Origin of the sequence: Methylobacterium sp. GXS13, from assembly GCF_001455965.1 — a bacterium.
Classification (GTDB): domain Bacteria; phylum Pseudomonadota; class Alphaproteobacteria; order Rhizobiales; family Beijerinckiaceae; genus Methylobacterium.
In genome coordinates this window covers 1-15,296 of the sequence record NZ_LKKO01000045.1, presented here as the reverse complement: position 1 = coordinate 15,296, position 15,296 = coordinate 1, and the positions used below count along the sequence as shown (strand labels likewise).

Here is a 15,296-nt window from a genome sequence, read left to right as displayed (position 1 = left end):
CGAGGCTCGCAAGCATGATGTGGGACAAGGCGAATCTCCTTTTCCTAAGACATCATGCGAGAGCGGAGCGTTAGACCAGACTGTGCGAAAGGGGGAAGCCTCTTTCGGAGAGCAGCATGGTATAATCGGGGCCTAGAACCGGCCGGAGCACGCGGGACGAGGGTTTTCGCAGCGAATGCACATCGTCGACCGACGCCTGAATCCGGGGGGCAAGAGCCTCCCCAACCGGCAGCGCTTCCTGCGGCGCGTGAAGGATGTCGCCCAGCGCGCCGTGCGTGAATCCGCCCGCGAGAAGGACATCAAGGATCTCGGAAAGGACGGCCGGGTGACCGTGCCCGCCGACGGCGTGCGCGAGCCCCGGTTCTCCCGCCAGCCCGGAACCGGCCTGCAGGATCACATCCTGCCGGGCAACAAGACCTACGTCGAAGGGGATCTCATCGAGCGCCCCCCGGGCGGCGGTGGCGGACGCGGATCCGGCGAGGGCGGAGAGGGCGGCGAGAACAGCGAGGACGCGTTCCGCTTCGTGCTCACCCGCGAGGAGTTTCTGGAACTCTTCCTCGAAGACCTGGAACTGCCGGATCTGGCCAAGCGCCGCCTGGCGGTGGTCGAGACGGAGGGGATGCGCCGGGCCGGCTACACGGTGACCGGCTCGCCGGCCAACCTCGCGCTCACCCGCACCCTGCGTAACTCGATGTCGCGGCGGATCGCTCTCAAGCGCCCGAAGCCCGAGGAGGTCGCGGCGCTCGAGGCGCAGCTCGCCGCCATGCGCGAGTCGGATCCGGGCCGGCCGGATCTGGAGCTCTCGCTGCTGAAGCTGCGTGAGCGCGCCAAGCGCATTCCGTATGTCGACCCGATCGACCTGCGCTTCCGCCGGTTCGAGCCCTATCCGCGGCCGATCGCGCAGGCCGTGATGTTCTGCCTGATGGACGTGTCCGGCTCGATGACCGAGCACATGAAGGACCTCGCCAAAAGGTTCTACATCCTGCTGCACATCTTCCTGACCCGCCGCTACCGGCACGTCGAGATCGTGTTCATCCGCCACACCGACCGGGCCACCGAGGTGGACGAGGAGACCTTCTTCGGCTCCCGGGAGACCGGCGGCACGCTGGTCTCCTCGGCGCTGGTGGAGATGAAGCGGATCATCGCCGAGCGCTACTCGCCCGACGACTGGAACATCTACGCCGCCCAGGCCTCGGACGGCGACAACGTCTCCTCCGACGGCCCGACCGCGACGGAGCTGCTGCGCGCCCACATCCTGCCGGCCTGCCAGCACTTCGCCTATCTCGAGGTCGGCGACGAGAACGGCCCCCGGGCCGGCTTCGTGGAGCACCGCACCACCCTGTGGCGGACCTACGAGGCCATCGCCAAGGCCGGCGGCCCGATCGCCATGCGCAAGGTCAACCACCGCCGGGAGATCTACCCGGTGTTCCGCGAGCTGTTCGGCCGCAAGGACGCGCGGGCCGAGGCGGAGGCGTAGCGATGTCCCCTCCCCCTTGCGGGGAGGGGTAGGGGTGGGGGTCGTTCAGGATCGAGCGTCGTGGGCTCTTCTGCACCACCCCCACCCCCGGCCCCTCCCCGCAAGGGGGAGGGGAGACAGGTCGAGGAGTAGGGTTTCATGGTGACCAGCCTGAGCCGTCCGTCGAGCAAGTCGCCGATCTCCGGCGGCCAAAAGCCCCTGTTCACCGGCAACGACTGGGATTTCGACACGATCCGGCGCATCCACGACGCCTGCGAGGCCATTGCCGGGCCGGAACTCGGATTGTCCTGGTATCCGAACCAGATCGAGATCATCACGGCCGAGCAGATGCTCGACGCCTACGCGTCGATCGGCATGCCGCTGTTCTACAAGCACTGGTCCTTCGGCAAGCACTTCGCCCAGCACGAGGCCGGCTACCGGCGCGGCCTGATGGGGCTCGCCTACGAGATCGTCATCAACTCGGATCCGTGCATCTCCTACGTGATGGAGGAGAACACGGCGACGATGCAGACCCTGGTGATCGCGCACGCCGCCTTCGGCCACAACCACTTCTTCAAGAACAACTATCTGTTCCGGCAATGGACCGATGCCGAGGGCATCCTCGATTACCTGGACTTCGCCAAGGGCTTCATCACCCGCTGCGAGGAGCGCTACGGCCACCAGGCGGTGGAGCAGGTGCTCGACGCCGCCCACGCGCTGATGAGCCAGGGCGTCCACCGGTATCCGCGCAAGAAGCGGCCGGACCTGGCCTCCGAGCAGCGGCGCGAGCGCGAGCGGGTCGAGCACGGCGAGCAGATCTACAACGACCTGTGGCGGACCCTGCCACAGAAGGTCGGCGCCGTGCGCCCGGACCTGGCCGCCGAGCGGCGCAAGGCCCTGCTCGAACTGCCGCAGGAGAATATTCTTTATTTCCTGGAGAAGGTCGCCCCGCGGCTGCGCCCCTGGCAGCGCGAGATCCTGCGGATCGTCCGGCTGGTGGCGCAGTATTTCTACCCGCAGCGCCAGACCAAGGTAATGAACGAGGGCTGCGCGACCTACAACCACTACCGGATCATGAATTCCCTGTCCGAGAAGGGGCAGATCACCGAGGCCGCCTATCTCGAATTCCTGCAATCGCACACCAACGTCATCCGGCAGCCGAACTACGACGACCGCTCCTATGGCGGCCACAATCCCTACGCGATCGGCTTCGCGATGATGCAGGACATCGCCCGCATCGTGGAGCAGCCGACGCCTGAGGACCGCGAATGGTTCCCCGACATCGCCGGTACCGGCGATCCCATGGCGGTTCTGCGCGATTGCTGGGCGAATTACCGCGACGAGAGCTTCATCCAGCAGTTCCTGTCGCCCAAGCTGATGCGCGACCTGCGCCTGTTCCACGTGGTCGACGACCCCGACGAGCCGGAGTTGCGCGTCGAGGCGATCCACGACGAGCGCGGCTACCGCAAGATGCGCCGCTCCTTCGCCCGCCAGTACGACGTCGCCTGGCTCGACCCGGATATCGAGGTGGTGGATGTCGACCTCGAAGGCGACCGCCGGCTGATCCTGCACCACAAGGCGATCAACAAGATCACCCTGCAGAAGGAGGATGCCAAGCGGGTGCTCCAGCACCTCGCCGACCTCTGGGGCTACGACGTGGTCCTCAAGGAAGTCGAACCGGCCACCGGCACGGTGCTGGGCGAGATCAGCGCCAGCGCGCGGCCGATTTTCTTCTGACCAGGGGATCCGCTGCCATCTCGTGCATGCCTCTTCGCGGCACAGCAACGGTGGCTTGAAGAATGATTGTCCGAAGGCCTGTGGCTCGCACGGCCGGTCAAACATCCACCTTGTCATCCCGGGGCCGCGTAGCCGAACCCGGGATCCATAACCGCCGACCGTTCAAGGTCCTGCGCCGACAGCGGATCTGGATTCCGGGCTCGCCTGCGGCGCCCCGGAATGACGGGGCGGTTCACCAGGCACGCTGAAGCGGATCGGGCTCGCCGCGACGTCAGGTGGACTCAGCGTCCTGCCTGGATTGCCCCATCCCCTGTCCCATGCTGCAAGCAGGCATGAGCGCCCCGATCCTCACCCTCGACGAGACGAAAAACTTCCTCGACCGGGAATTCCCGCAGATGCAGGCCGGGGGCCGGGCCTTCCATCTGGAGGCGGTGGGGCCGCTCTCGGCACGGATGCGGATGGAAGGGCAGGAACGCTTCCTGCGGCCGGGGGGGACCGTGTCGGGGCCGGCCATGATGGCGCTGGCCGATTACGTGCTCTACGCCGCGATCCTGGCCCAGATCGGCCCGGTTGCGCTCGCCGTGACCACGAACCTGACCTTCAACTTCCTGCGCAGGCCCGCCCCGGGTGATCTGCTGGCGGAATGCCGGCTGCTCAAGCTCGGGCGGCGCTTGGCGGTGGGGGAGGTGGGAATCACCGCCCCGGGCAGCGACGACCTCGTCTGCCACGCCACCGGCACCTACGCGATTCCGCCCGACCGCGGTTAGGCGCCCGGCCGCGCCTCGGTGAGCCGGGCCGCGTAGCGGGCGATCAGGTCGACCTCCAGATTCAGCCCGTCGCCGGCGCGCCGCTCGCCCCAGGTGGTGACCTGGAGGGTGTGCGGGATCAGCAGCACCGAGAAGACGTCGCCGTCGACGCTGTTCACCGTGAGCGAGGTGCCGTCCAGGCAGACCGAGCCCTTCTCGGCGATGAAGCGCGAGAGGCCCGCGGGGGCGCGCAGCGTGAACCGGTCGCTCGGCCCCCAAGCGCCGGCCGTGACGCTCTCCCGCTCCAGGATCTCGGCGACGCCGTCGACATGGCCGGTGACGAGGTGGCCGCCGAGCTCGTCGCCGATCTTCAGGGAGCGCTCCAGGTTGATGCGTCCGCCCGCCGTCCAGCGGCCGACCGTGGTCCGCGCCAGGGTCTCGGCTGCGGCGTCCACGGCGAAGACGCAGCCGCCCTCGGCCGGCACCACCCCCACCCCCGTCAGGCACGGGCCCGAGCACGCGATCGAGGCGCCGAGCGCGATGGTGGCCGGGTCGTAGGAGGCGCGGATCGTGATCCGGCGCAGGTCGCCCTCGCCCGCGATCGAGACGATGGTGCCGACGTCGCTGACCAGACCGGTGAACATCGCTAGAAAACCCTCTCGTAGGTGGCGGCCGCGTCGGGGCCGAGCTGCAGCTGTTCGGCCACCCGGAATTTCTTCGGCTCTGCCAGCGCGTCGGTGAGATCCGGGCCGAGCGCCTTCAGGCCGCCCGCGGCGCCGAGTTCCGCCGGCCCGGTGACCAGCGTGCAGGCCTCGATCAGATCGGCCCGCGCCAGGGCATCGGCCAGGCGCGGGCCGCCTTCGGTGCACAGCCGCGTCAAACCGCGCTCCCCGAGATGGGCCAGCGCGTTCGGCAGCTCGACGCGGCCGGCGACATCTGCCGGCAGGATGGCGATCTCGACTCCCAGGGCCTCCAGGGCCCGGCGGGCATGGGCCGGGGCGGAGCGGGTGGTCAGGACCAGGGTGGCGGTGTCGCGCGCGGTCCGGGCGAGCACGCTGGCCGGCGAGAGCATCAGCTGCGAATCGAGCACGATCCGCAGGGGCGAGCGGGCGCCGAGGCCCGGCAGCCGCACGGTCAGGGACGGGTCGTCGGCCCGGGCGGTGCCGATGCCGATCAGGATCGCGTCGGCATGCGCCCGCCAGAGATGCACCGCCCCGTCGGCCACCGGGCCGGTGATCCGCAGGCGCTCCGGGCCTGCACCCGCGCAGAAGCCGTCGCGGGTGCGGGCGAGCTTGAGGTGCACCGCCGGCCTCCCGCGGGTCACCCGGGTGATGTGGCCGATATGGTCCCGGGTCGCCGCCTCCCGCAGCAGGCCGGTCTCGACCGCGACGCCGCCCTGGCGCAGGAGGGCATGGCCGCGCCCGGCCACCCGCGAATCCGGATCCTCGACGGCGCTGACCACCCGGGCGATCCCGGCGGCCAGGATCGCGTCGGTGCAGGGCGGCGTGCGGCCGTGATGCGAGCACGGCTCCAGGGTGACGTAGAGGGTCGCGCCCCGTGCGGCCGCGCCGGCCTGGGCCAGCGCCAGGGGCTCCCCGTGGGGCCGGCCCCCCGGCGCCGTCGCCCCGGTCCCGAGGATCCGGCCGGTGCCGGGCTCGACGACGACGGCGCCCACGGAGGGGTTCGGCCAGGTGGTGCCGAGCCCGCGCCGGCCGAGCGCCAGGGCCAGGCGCATGAAGCTGGCATCGTCGCTCATGAGCGGACGGCCCGGCGGCGGGGCGGGGCGTCGGGCTCGGGCTCCTCGGGGTCGGGCGACGCATCCGTTTCGGCCCCCACGGCCAGCAGGCCGTCGCCCAGGGTGCCGAGCAGGTCCTCGAAATCCTTGGCTTCCCGAAAATTCTTGTAGACCGAGGCGAAGCGCACATAGGCGACGTCGTCGAGACCCTTCAGGCCGGCCATCACCAATTCGCCGATCGCCTCGGAGGTCACCTCCGGCTCGCCGGCACTCTCGAGCTGCCGGGTGATGCCGCTGACCAGCCGCTCGATCCGCTCGGGATCGACGGCGCGCTTGCGCAGGGCCACGCCGATCGAGCGCTGGAGCTTGTCCCGGTCGAAGGGCACACGCTTGCCCGAGCGCTTGAGCACCACGACCTCGCGCAGCTGCACCCGCTCGAAGGTGGTGAAGCGGCCGGCGCAATCCGGGCAGACCCGGCGGCCCAGCAGCGCCGCGCCGTCCTCGGAGGGCCGCGAATCCTTCACCTGCGTCTCGGAGCCGCCGCAATAGGGACACCGCATGGGATCTGAGCCGCCTCGTTTCAGGGTCTCGCGGACCCGCAATCGGCTATCTGCCCCAGCCGCCTGCGGATTGCCAGGATAGGGGCACGCGACAGAGCTGCGGTGCGCGCGCGGCGGCTTGTGCAGGGCGGAACGCGCTCTCCTCCCCCTTGCGGGGAGGAGTTGGAGGTGGGGGTGGTTCCAGGGAAGGCTCGGCGGTCCCTTCTGTGCCACCCCCACCCCTGACCCCTCCCCGCAAGGGGGAGGGGAAACGCGCGGTGGCTCAGGCGGCCAGCGCTTGGCTGAGGGCGGCGCGGGCAAGCAGCCGCGTCGAATCCAAGGTCGGCAGCGCCGCGTTGCCGTCATGGATGATCAGGGGGATCTCGGTGCAGCCGAGCACGACCGCGTCGCAGTGTTCCTCATCCTTCAGGCGTGCGATGACCGTCTGGAACTGAGCCACGCTCGCCGGATCGAAGATCCCGTTGACCAGCTCGGACATGATGATCGCGCCAAGCTGGGCCCGCTCGTGCGGTTGCGGGATCACGCAGTCGATGCCGTATCGGCGCAGTGCCGTCGGGTACACGTCGCTCTCCACGAGCCAGCGGGTCCCAGTCAGGCCGAGGCGGCGGAAGCCGCGGGCCGAGGCTTCCTCCGCGACCACCTCGGCGATGTGCAGCCAGGGCAGGGGCGAGCGCGGACGGACCCGATCCATCGCCTGATGGATGGTGTTGTCCGGGCAGATCAAGAAATCGGCCCCCGCAGCCTGTAGCTTGGCCGCGGAGGACAGCATCAGGTCGCCGACTCCCGCCAGATCGCCGCGATCGAGGCAATCGACATAGGCCGCCAGGGAATGCGTATGCATCGACACCTCCGGGTGTCCATGCGGACCCAGATGCGCCGCGCCTTCCGTGCAAATCGTCCGATAGCAGAGCGCCGCTCCTTCGGCGGAGCATCCCACGATCCCGATATGTTTTGGCACGGCGTCGTGTCCCGAAGAGAATCGTGACGCCGACAGAACGACGCCCGCGGATCCGAAGACCCGCGGGCGTTTATTCCTCTCCTAGGCACTGAGCGCAATCGGCTCGGCTGACAGGCCTCAGCCGTAGATCGGGAACCGGTCGGTCAGCGCGTGGACGCGGCTCTTCACCGAGGCCTCGACCTCCGGATCGCCGGCCTCGCCCTTGGCCACCATGCCGTCCAGCACCTCGACGATGAAGCCGCCGATCTGCTTGAACTCGGCGACGCCGAAGCCCCGCGAGGTGCCGGCCGGGGTACCCAGGCGGATGCCCGAGGTGATGGTCGGCTTCTGGGTGTCGAACGGCACGCCGTTCTTGTTGCAGGTGATGTCGGCCCGCGACAGGGCGGCCTCGGCGGCCTTGCCGGTGAGGCCCTTCCGCTGAAGATCGACCAGCATCAGGTGGTTGTCGGTGCCGCCCGAGGTGATGTCGTAGCCGCCGGACATCAGGGTGTCGGCGAGCGCCTTGGCGTTCTCTACCACCTGACGGGCGTAGATCTTGAACTCGGGCTTGAGCGCCTCGCCGAAGGCCACGGCCTTGCCGGCGATGACATGCATCAGCGGGCCGCCCTGGAGGCCGGGGAAGATCGCCGAGTTGAACTTCTTGGCGAGCGCCTCGTCGTTCGTCAGGATCATGCCGCCGCGGGGGCCGCGGAGCGTCTTGTGGGTCGTGGTGGTGACCACGTGGGCGTGCGGGAACGGCGACGGATGCACGCCGGCCGCGATCAGCCCGGCGAAGTGGGCCGCGTCGACCATGAAGTAGGCGCCGACGGAATCGGCGATCTCACGGAACTTGGCGAAGTCCCAGTGGCGCGGGTAACCCGAGCCGCCGGCGATGATCACCTTCGGCTTGTGCTCCTCGGCGAGCGCGGCGACCTGCTCCATGTCGATGCGTTGGTCATCGCGGCGCACCGTGTAGGAGATCGGCTTGAACCACTTGCCCGAGACGTTGGGCGGGGCGCCGTGGGTGAGGTGGCCGCCGGCCGCGAGGTCGAGGCCCAGGAAGGTGTCGCCGGGCTGCATCAGGGCCAGGAACACGCCCTGGTTGGCCTGGGAGCCCGAGTTCGGCTGCACGTTGGCGAAGCCGCAATCGAACAGGCGCTTGGCGCGCTCGATGGCGAGGTTCTCGGCGATGTCCACGAACTGGCAGCCGCCGTAGTAGCGCCGGCCCGGATAGCCTTCCGCGTACTTGTTGGTGAGCACCGAGCCCTGCGCCTCGAGCACGGCGCGGGAGACGATGTTCTCCGAGGCGATCAGCTCGATCTCGTGCTGCTGACGGCCGAGTTCCTTCGACACCGCATCGGCGATCTCGGGATCGGCCTCGGTCAGCGGGGCCGCGAAGAAGCTGTTCGAGAAGTGCTTGTCGGCGGCGGTACCGGCGCTCATGGTCTGCCTCTGTTCTGGTAGGGGCGGGGCCCGGCCTTTCGTCGGCGTGCACGGGCGGGCATTCGAGCGGGATTCCTACACGGGCTGGTGCGTGCCGCCAAGCACAGGCAATTTGGACGGGCCCAAAGAATTATTTGCCGCAGGTGAGCGCAGCGACGGTAGACTGAGGCCTCGTGTGCCGCCCTCTCATCATGCGGCAGAATCGCTTGACGCAATTTAACTGCGATAGAATAAAACATGCATCGGTGATGTATTCGATAATAATCATCCGAATTATTGACTGATTTTTATCTGGGTATCGCAGTATTGTATCTAAGATGAATGACCTATGCGGTCATATAACTGAATATAGAATTGCAATGAGAATTTCTAGGGTATTTACGATTTTAGCGGTGGGCGCACGACCATGGAAGCCTACGCCCTGTGCCACAGACCCATTTCCAGCATCCTGGAATGGCAGGCCTCCATCGATGCAATAGGATTCGATCTGGCGCTGAAATCCGATCAGATCCCGCCAGCCGTCTCCGGTCACCTCCCTGCCACATGACAGGGGCGTGAGGCTGGCTTCGAGTGCTCGGTCATTCTGTTCTCCGACTTGGCGGAGACCTGCCCCGAAACAGATTTCAGGGGGCCATGGGCCTACGCGTATGCCTTCTATATCGCGACGTTCCCGGCCTGCGCGGGGACCTGGATCGCGATTGCCGCTGCCTTAAGGCTGTCGACGGGCGTCGCCTTCGACCCGCAAGAGGACAAGCTGCTGACCGCCGAGGCCGCAATCCGCTACGCTCATGAGGCAGTGGCCAGTACCGCAAGGCTCGAGGCGCAGTTCGGCAGAAACACGTCCCTCTGAGTCCGGATCGGGCACATGTCGCCCGCGTTCAGGAAACGAAATTGGTCTCGACCAGCACGGTCTCGGTCTCGAACGCGGCGGCATGCCACGTCCCGGCGGGGAAATGGAACACGCTGCCGGCGGAGAACGGCTTGCGGCCCTGCTCGGTCTCGAGGAACCCGGAGCCGGAGATCACCTGCACGAACTGCTCGTGCTCATGGCTGTGACGCCCGGCTGAGACACCCGCCGGGACCACGACCCGCACGAGGCGCGCGTCGGCGCCCGGGATCGTGCGCTTGGCGACGCCATTGCCGGCAACGGTTTCTTCGCAGCTGTCCCAGGCGGTCAGGTGATCGGTCATCGAGGTTCTCCTTCGCCGCAGGAGATGCGTCCGCGCCGCGCCGGATCAACGGCCGCGGCAACCCGGGCCGTGCGTCAACCGGTCCCGCCCTCGGGCGCGCGGCCGCGGCGGGGCTTCGGCGGGCTCGGCTCGGGCTTCGGCGGTGCCGGATCCGCGGGCTTTTCCGAGGACGGCCAAAACGTCGCGAACAGCTCCTGCATCGCCCGGATGTTGTTGCCCTGCACCTCGGCCCCGGTGCGCATCATGTGCTCGATCATCGCGGAGCCGGCCTCGCCGGCCTTCTCCCCGGCTGACTTGGGAACGGGTTTCGGCGGTGGGGGTGGGGCCGCAGCGGGCATGAACGCCTTGGCCATCTCGCCCCAGGCCGGGCCGAACGGGAACGGCACGGGGGGCGGGGGCGCCGCCGGCCGGGCTTGGGCGGGCTCGGCCTGGGGCTGGTTGAGCATGATGTGGACGATGCTCGCCACGACGGCGCCCGCCATCATCGGCAGCATCTGGCGCAGCACCTGCGCGCCGACCCCGCTGGTCGCCGAGGCCTGGCGCAGCACCCCCTGCATCAGCTGGGCCGAACCGAACATCTGGGTCAGCGCTTCCAGGCCCTGGGGGGCGGCCGAGCGTGCGGTGTCCGGCATGCCGAACATTCGGGCGAAGCTGCTCGGATCCAGGCCGGCGCCGCGCTGGAGCCCGAGGGTCAGGGCCGGCATCAGCGCCTCGAAGGCGCGGGCCGTCTGCTCGGGGGTCAGGCCGAATTGCTGGGCCATCGCCTGGATCCCGGCCTCGCCCTGGACCTGGAACATCTCGAGCGGGTTGAACATGACGCCTCGTCCCCGTCCCGGTCGGACCGGCCGGGACGAACCATCGTGACCGGTTGCGCGGCGAAATACCAGTTCCCGTCAAAGGATCTTGTGCTCAGCCCGCTCCGGCCCAGCGATCGGCTGGTATTGCGGGCTGCGCCCGCTTCAGCTCACCGGCCCGGGATGGGGCTGGCCGGCGGGCAAAGGCGCATCACGCTGCGACGCCTCGCGGGTGGCCGCCGGCTGCGGAACGCGCCCGCCCCGCGCCTCCAGCCGGTCGACGGTGCGGCGGGCGAGCAGGATGCCCAGGATGCCGAAGACCAGCGAGCCGAGGCCCATCCCGGCGACCACCCCGCGCGGCCCGTAGAGCGTGGCGCCGAGCATCGCCGGCGGCACGGTCCCGAGGGTGGCCCGGCCCCAGTTCAGCAGGGTCGAGCGGATCGGGAAGCCGAGATTGTTGAAGGCGGCATTGCCGAGGAACAGGAGCCCGTTGAAGAACCAGATCGCCCCGCCGGCGAGGCAGAAGAAGCCGAACAGGTCGCGCGCGACCCCGTGCAACCCGAACAGGCCCGCCAGCGGGTCGCGGGCGAGCGCCAGGACGAGCCAGACCAGGGCCGTGTAGATCAGGGTCACCCGGATCGCCGCGCCCAGGACCCCGCGCATCCGGTCGAACCGCCCGGCGCCCCAGTTCTGCGCCAGGATCGGGCCGATCGCTCCCGACAGGGCGAACAGGCCCCCGAAGGCCACCGGCGTCAGGCGGTCGATCACCGCGGCGGCGGCTACCGCATCGGCGCCGTAGCCGGCAAAGAGGCGCGCCAGGAAGGCGCTCGCGACCGAGGGCGCGAGGTTCGTCAGCACTGCCGGCCCGGCGACCGTCGCCAGGACCGGCGCGTCGGAGACGACATCCGATACAAGCGGCAGGGCCAGCAGCCCGTGCTGCATCACGCCGCGCAAGCCCACCGCCACGAAGGTCGCCCGCGCCACGCAGATCGTGATCGCCGCGCCCTCGACGCCGAGGCCGGCGCCGAAGATCAGCAGCGGGTCGAGGACGGCCGTGACGATGGCGCCCGCGAGGGTGACCAGCATGGCTTGGCGCGCCGCACCGACCGCGCGCAGCAGGCCGGTGAACAGCATGCCGGCGGCGAGCAGCAGGTTCGACGGCAGGGTGATGTGCAGGAACAGCTGCGCGACCCGGAGCGTCTCGCCGCTGGCGCCGATCAGGCTCAGCAACCGCTCGGAGAGCGCGAAGATCAGCAGGGCGATGAGCGCGGCTGCGAGGCTCGCCAGCGCGAGGGCCGAGCCCGACAGGCGCCGCGCTGCTGCCCGGTCACCCGCCCCAACCGCCCGCCCGACCAGGGCGCCGGCGGCGATCATCAGGCCGATATTCACGGCGGTGGCGAAGAACTGCACGATCGCGGCGAAACCGATCGCCGCGGTGAGTTTCGGGTCGCCGAGCTTCGAGACGTAGAACAGCGACAGCAGGTCGACCACGAAGATCGCCATCAGCCCCACCGAGCCGGTGGCGGCCATCACGACCACGTGCCGGAGGATCGAGCCGGTCACGAACCGGCCCGCCTCGGCCGTGGGCAAACCGTCAGGCATCGGGGCGGTCACGCATCCCGGGCGGTGCCTTCCGATTCCAGCTCGGGCTCCGGATCGACCTCGTTCTCGGCCTCGGTCGCATCGGCCTCCTGCGGGGCGAGGGCGGGCTTGTCCAGAAGCCGCTCGGCCGCCTCGCGCCGGTCGCTGCCGATCAGGTCGCGGGTCTCGGTGCTCAAGGCCCGCGCCGGCCGGACCGGCTCGGTCAGCGGCTCGGGCTTCAGGCCCGCCGCGGCGCCGCGCATCCATCCGGCGCCCTCCGGCAGGGCGCCGGCCTGCTGCAGCACCAGGCGGGCGATATCGCGCTTGCGCACGTCGTCGGCCCGGGCCGCGGCCACCTCCGGCGACAGGCCGAGTCCCTCCAGGGCCGCCCGCCCGAAGGCGAGGGCCGATTCCGCGGTCTCGCGGATCTGGTAATCGACGTCCCGGTTCATCAGCTCGACGGCGTGCAGGCGGTCGTAGGCGCGCACGAAGGTGCGGACGTTCGAGAACTCCTCGTGCACGATGTCGACGATCTTGAGCGCGCCGGCGCGGTCGTCCACGCAGATGCAGACCAGCTCGACCCGGCCGATCCCGGCGGCGCGGAGCACGTCGAGCCGAGTGCCGTCGCCGTAATAGATCCGGAAGCCGAAACGCGAGGCCGCGCGCAGCTGCTCCACGTCCTTGTCGATCACAGTCACCGGGATCCCCTCGGCGAGGAGCACCTGGGTCAGCACCTGCCCGAACCGGCCGAAGCCGATCACGAGCACCCTGGCCTCGCCGCTCTCGGCGAGCTCCGCGGAGGGTTCCGACACGTCGACCTGCTCGCGGGCGGTGCGGCGCTCGATCAGCTTGTCGAGGCCCTTGGCGGCGACCGGCCCGATCAGCATGGTCAGCGCCGCGAGCGCCACCGCGAAGCGCGTCGCCGTGGGCCCGGTGAGCCCGAGATCCTCCGCCTGGGGCAGCAGCACGAAGGCGAACTCGCCCGCCGGCGCCAGCACGGCGGCGCCGCGCAAGGCGCCGAGGGTGTCCGAGCCGAACAGCCGGAACAGGCCGGCGACCAGCGCCACCTTGAGCAGGATCGCCCCGAGCGTCGCCCCGAACAGGGCCGGCCAGACCTCCCGGACCAGGCCGCCGTCGATCGACATGCCGACGCTCATGAAGAACAGGCCGAGCAGCATGCCGCGGAACGGCTCGATCTCGGCCTCGAGCTGATGGCGGAAGTTCGATTCGGCGAGCAGGATGCCGGCCAGGAACGCGCCCATCGCCATGGACAGGCCGACCTGCTCCATCAGCAGCGCGGTGCCGAGCACCACCAGGAGCGCCGCCGCGGTCATGACCTCGCGGGCGCCACTGGCGGCCAGCAGCCGGAAGAACGGGTTGAGGCCGTAGCGGCCCACCAGCACCACGGCAAGGATGGCCGCCACCGCCTTGCCGGTGGAGATCGCCGCCGACCCGATGCCGGGCCCGCCGGTGGCGTCGCCGGCCGTGGCGAGCAGCGGCATCAGGGCCAGGATGCCGACCACCGACAGATCCTGGAACAGCAGCACCGCGAAGGCCCGGCCCCCGTAGGCGCTGCCGAGATCGCCCCGCTCCTCCAGGAGCTGCAGCGCCACCGCGGTGGCCGAGAGGGCGAGCGCGATCCCGATCACCGAAGCCGCCCCGAGGCTGAGCCCGGCGGCCAGCCCGACGCCGCCCAGGACCAGGGCGCAGGCCACGAGCTGCGCCGCGCCGAGGCCGAAGATGTCCCGCCGCATCGAGACGAGCTGCGACAGGTGCAATTCCAGCCCGACGATGAACAGCAGCAGCACCACGCCGATCTCGGCGACGCTCGCGGCGGTCTCGGGCTCGGCGATCAGCGACAGGCCGGACGGGCCGATCAGCACCCCGGCCACGAGGTAGCCGAGCACGGCGCTCTGGCCGATCAGCCGGAACACCGGCACGCCGATCACCGCGGCCGCCAGGAAGGTCAGGACCGGCGGCAGGAAGCTCGCATGTTCGGCGGGGCTCGCCATGCAGATCTTCTCGGCGGATGGCTTCGGGTTCGTGGGCTCCGGCTTAGCGCGGGCGGCGCCGCGATGCGAGATGCGCGAGGGTGCCGTTCGGCACAAGCGGGTTCTTGGGCCGATGGCGAGCCAAGCCCGTACGGGGGCGTAACAGTGTCATGAAACGCGCTGGTCGCTGACAGATCAGTCCGTTTGGCCTTCCGGTGAATCTGCGTGCCATGTACCAAAATATGGTACATTCTGGTATCAGGAGGCCGGCATGGCGAAGAACACATCTATCTCGCTCGGGGACCATTTCGCCGGGTTCATCGATCGTCAGGTCACCGATGGGCGCTACGGATCGGCCAGTGAGGTCGTCCGCGCCGGCCTGCGCCTGCTCGAAGAGCACGAGGTGAAGGTCGCCGCGCTTCAAGCAGCCCTGATCGCCGGGGAAGAGTCCGGTCCCGCGGAGGAGCTGGACAGTTCCGCGTTCCTTCAGGAGATGCGGGCCAAGTATGGCCGCTAGCCCCCGCGCTCGGTTCACCCCCCTGGCGCGTGCCGACCTGGATGAGATCTGGCGCTATACGTTCGGCCGGTGGTCGCCGGATCAGGCCGATCGCTACCATCAGGAAATCGTTGACACAGCCGGCGCACTCGCCGCCGGCGCGAAGGTCGGCCGCGCCGTCGAGATCCGTGCCGGCTATCTCAGATACGCGGTCGGATCGCATTTGATTTTCTACCGGCAGACGGAGGCCGGAATCGATGTCATCCGCGTCCTGCATCAGCGCATGGACGTGCCGTCCCGCCTGTCTTGAAGCGACTTGATCGCGACCAGACAAGACTTCTGATCTTCGGCCGTCGAGGGCGCGCACCGAGTTCAGCATCTGCACCCGGCCGGCCGCTGCGCGTGCCGGATCACCCCAGCAGCCGCGACCGCGCCCGGCGCGAGCCGTCGATGAACTCGAAGCCGCCGGCCGCGCTCAGCATGTGCAGGCGGGAGCCGGGCCAGGCCGCCCCGGGGCCGAGGCGCGTCTCGACCCGCTGCTCGTAGCCGTCGGCGTCGAGCCGCAGGATCAGGGCGAGGCCGAGCGCCGCGCCGTAGCCCTGGCGGCAATCCTGCACCGGCCGGATCAGG

General features: G+C 69.5%; 15 protein-coding genes and 1 pseudogene. 6 read left to right on the top strand and 10 right to left on the bottom strand.

Going from position 1 to position 15,296, the window contains the following annotated elements:
- Nucleotides 1-175 precede the first annotated feature (175 nt).
- The 3 genes from AO398_RS16640 (at nucleotide 176) to AO398_RS16630 (ending at nucleotide 3,960) form a co-directional block, all read left to right on the top strand.
- Nucleotides 176-1,477 (top strand): YeaH/YhbH family protein, encoded by a 1,302-nt coding sequence (locus AO398_RS16640; RefSeq protein WP_058193234.1) that lies wholly within the window; start codon nucleotides 176-178, stop codon nucleotides 1,475-1,477.
- Nucleotides 1,478-1,615: 138 nt separating this feature from the next.
- Complete coding sequence (locus tag AO398_RS16635; protein ID WP_058193233.1) at nucleotides 1,616-3,193, top strand: SpoVR family protein; 1,578 nt, start codon at nucleotides 1,616-1,618, stop codon at nucleotides 3,191-3,193.
- 332 nt (nucleotides 3,194-3,525) lie between these two features.
- Complete coding sequence (locus AO398_RS16630; protein ID WP_058193263.1) at nucleotides 3,526-3,960, top strand: PaaI family thioesterase; 435 nt, start codon at nucleotides 3,526-3,528, stop codon at nucleotides 3,958-3,960.
- Here the strand turns inward: AO398_RS16630 and AO398_RS16625 are convergent.
- The 5 genes from AO398_RS16625 to glyA all read right to left on the bottom strand — a co-directional run bounded on the left by AO398_RS16625 (nucleotide 3,957) and on the right by glyA (nucleotide 8,614).
- A complete protein-coding gene (locus AO398_RS16625) occupies nucleotides 3,957-4,583 on the bottom strand; it encodes a riboflavin synthase (protein ID WP_058193232.1) in 627 nt (208 codons plus the stop codon). The two genes, AO398_RS16630 and AO398_RS16625, sit on opposite strands and share 4 nt — an antisense overlap.
- Before the next feature lie 2 nt (nucleotides 4,584-4,585).
- A complete protein-coding gene (ribD, locus tag AO398_RS16620; RefSeq protein ID WP_058193231.1) occupies nucleotides 4,586-5,695 on the bottom strand; it encodes a bifunctional diaminohydroxyphosphoribosylaminopyrimidine deaminase/5-amino-6-(5-phosphoribosylamino)uracil reductase RibD in 1,110 nt (369 codons plus the stop codon).
- Nucleotides 5,692-6,234: a transcriptional regulator NrdR gene (gene nrdR / locus AO398_RS16615; RefSeq protein WP_058193230.1), complete on the bottom strand. Its 543-nt coding sequence runs from the start codon at nucleotides 6,232-6,234 to the stop codon at nucleotides 5,692-5,694. Before nrdR ends, ribD begins: the two co-directional genes overlap by 4 nt.
- A gap of 262 nt (nucleotides 6,235-6,496) precedes the next feature.
- The gene (locus tag AO398_RS16610; protein WP_244498806.1) at nucleotides 6,497-7,171 is read right to left on the bottom strand and encodes an amino acid racemase; all 675 of its coding nucleotides are present in this window, start codon (nucleotides 7,169-7,171) and stop codon (nucleotides 6,497-6,499) included.
- A gap of 138 nt (nucleotides 7,172-7,309) precedes the next feature.
- Complete coding sequence (gene glyA / locus AO398_RS16605; protein WP_058193228.1) at nucleotides 7,310-8,614, bottom strand: serine hydroxymethyltransferase; 1,305 nt, start codon at nucleotides 8,612-8,614, stop codon at nucleotides 7,310-7,312.
- 595 nt (nucleotides 8,615-9,209) lie between these two features.
- Here glyA and AO398_RS29430 point away from each other — a divergent pair.
- Nucleotides 9,210-9,464 (top strand): hypothetical protein, encoded by a 255-nt coding sequence (locus AO398_RS29430; protein WP_244498805.1) that lies wholly within the window; start codon nucleotides 9,210-9,212, stop codon nucleotides 9,462-9,464.
- A gap of 28 nt (nucleotides 9,465-9,492) precedes the next feature.
- On the opposite strand, the gene AO398_RS16595 is transcribed toward AO398_RS29430, so the two are convergent.
- The 4 genes from AO398_RS16595 to AO398_RS16580 form a co-directional block, all read right to left on the bottom strand.
- Complete coding sequence (locus AO398_RS16595; protein ID WP_058193227.1) at nucleotides 9,493-9,804, bottom strand: cupin domain-containing protein; 312 nt, start codon at nucleotides 9,802-9,804, stop codon at nucleotides 9,493-9,495.
- A gap of 74 nt (nucleotides 9,805-9,878) precedes the next feature.
- The gene (locus AO398_RS16590; RefSeq protein ID WP_058193226.1) at nucleotides 9,879-10,619 is read right to left on the bottom strand and encodes a DUF937 domain-containing protein; all 741 of its coding nucleotides are present in this window, start codon (nucleotides 10,617-10,619) and stop codon (nucleotides 9,879-9,881) included.
- A gap of 144 nt (nucleotides 10,620-10,763) precedes the next feature.
- The gene (locus AO398_RS16585; RefSeq protein WP_058193262.1) at nucleotides 10,764-12,200 is read right to left on the bottom strand and encodes an MATE family efflux transporter; all 1,437 of its coding nucleotides are present in this window, start codon (nucleotides 12,198-12,200) and stop codon (nucleotides 10,764-10,766) included.
- 8 nt (nucleotides 12,201-12,208) lie between these two features.
- Nucleotides 12,209-14,191 (bottom strand): monovalent cation:proton antiporter-2 (CPA2) family protein, encoded by a 1,983-nt coding sequence (locus AO398_RS16580; protein WP_058193225.1) that lies wholly within the window; start codon nucleotides 14,189-14,191, stop codon nucleotides 12,209-12,211.
- Nucleotides 14,192-14,441: 250 nt separating this feature from the next.
- Between AO398_RS16580 and AO398_RS16575 the strand changes: the two genes are divergently transcribed.
- Together AO398_RS16575 and AO398_RS16570 are read left to right on the top strand one after the other, a co-directional pair.
- A complete protein-coding gene (locus AO398_RS16575) occupies nucleotides 14,442-14,687 on the top strand; it encodes a type II toxin-antitoxin system ParD family antitoxin (protein ID WP_058193224.1) in 246 nt (81 codons plus the stop codon).
- Nucleotides 14,677-14,976 (top strand): type II toxin-antitoxin system RelE/ParE family toxin, encoded by a 300-nt coding sequence (locus tag AO398_RS16570; protein ID WP_058193223.1) that lies wholly within the window; start codon nucleotides 14,677-14,679, stop codon nucleotides 14,974-14,976. The genes AO398_RS16575 and AO398_RS16570 overlap by 11 nt, the downstream gene beginning before the upstream one ends.
- 100 nt (nucleotides 14,977-15,076) lie before the next feature.
- Here AO398_RS16570 and AO398_RS16565 read toward each other — a convergent pair.
- Nucleotides 15,077-15,296 (bottom strand): annotated as a pseudogene (locus AO398_RS16565) (formyl transferase); the annotation flags it as partial.

Bases quoted from the DNA above. Each gene is read 5' to 3' on its own strand.
- AO398_RS16640 (WP_058193234.1), top strand. From the start codon at position 176: ATGCACATCGTCGACCGACGCCTGAATCCGGGGGGCAAGAGCCTCCCC.
- AO398_RS16635 (WP_058193233.1), top strand. From the start codon at position 1,616: ATGGTGACCAGCCTGAGCCGTCCGTCGAGCAAGTCGCCGATCTCCGGC.
- AO398_RS16630 (WP_058193263.1), top strand. From the start codon at position 3,526: ATGAGCGCCCCGATCCTCACCCTCGACGAGACGAAAAACTTCCTCGAC.
- AO398_RS16625 (WP_058193232.1), bottom strand. From the start codon at position 4,583: ATGTTCACCGGTCTGGTCAGCGACGTCGGCACCATCGTCTCGATCGCG.
- ribD (WP_058193231.1), bottom strand. From the start codon at position 5,695: ATGAGCGACGATGCCAGCTTCATGCGCCTGGCCCTGGCGCTCGGCCGG.
- nrdR (WP_058193230.1), bottom strand. From the start codon at position 6,234: ATGCGGTGTCCCTATTGCGGCGGCTCCGAGACGCAGGTGAAGGATTCG.
- glyA (WP_058193228.1), bottom strand. From the start codon at position 8,614: ATGAGCGCCGGTACCGCCGCCGACAAGCACTTCTCGAACAGCTTCTTC.
- AO398_RS16595 (WP_058193227.1), bottom strand. From the start codon at position 9,804: ATGACCGATCACCTGACCGCCTGGGACAGCTGCGAAGAAACCGTTGCC.
- AO398_RS16590 (WP_058193226.1), bottom strand. From the start codon at position 10,619: ATGTTCAACCCGCTCGAGATGTTCCAGGTCCAGGGCGAGGCCGGGATC.
- AO398_RS16585 (WP_058193262.1), bottom strand. From the start codon at position 12,200: ATGCCTGACGGTTTGCCCACGGCCGAGGCGGGCCGGTTCGTGACCGGC.
- AO398_RS16580 (WP_058193225.1), bottom strand. From the start codon at position 14,191: ATGGCGAGCCCCGCCGAACATGCGAGCTTCCTGCCGCCGGTCCTGACC.
- AO398_RS16575 (WP_058193224.1), top strand. From the start codon at position 14,442: ATGGCGAAGAACACATCTATCTCGCTCGGGGACCATTTCGCCGGGTTC.
- AO398_RS16570 (WP_058193223.1), top strand. From the start codon at position 14,677: ATGGCCGCTAGCCCCCGCGCTCGGTTCACCCCCCTGGCGCGTGCCGAC.